The sequence below is a fragment of the Streptomyces sp. P9(2023) genome (assembly GCF_032436795.1).
Classification (GTDB): Bacteria; Actinomycetota; Actinomycetes; order Streptomycetales; family Streptomycetaceae; genus Streptomyces.
The window spans coordinates 1-243 of sequence record NZ_JAUPWM010000783.1; the positions used below are offsets into that span (position 1 = coordinate 1).

At 56.4% G+C, this 243-nt stretch carries 1 protein-coding gene; it reads right to left on the minus strand.

Annotated features, from left to right (window positions below):
* Positions 1-243 (minus strand): hypothetical protein (locus tag Q5762_RS39440; protein ID WP_315897138.1); only part of this gene is annotated, 243 nt, incomplete at both ends.

Here is a 243-nt window from a genome sequence, read left to right on the forward strand (position 1 = left end):
CGCGAAGACATGATTGTCTCGTAAGCTGGTCGTCACCGCCGACGATCTCCATGATCTTCGACGGGCGGAAGTAGAACTTCTTGTAAAAATCCTCCACCGAATCAAAGATCTCGGTGTGGCCGAGATGCGGATAGTTGAGCGGAGCGATCTGCGTGCCGTCGTCGGTCAGAAGATCAATGTCCGACGCGAACCAGCCGTTCTCCTTCGCCTGCTTGTAGAGGAAGGTGCCCGGATAGGGTGCGG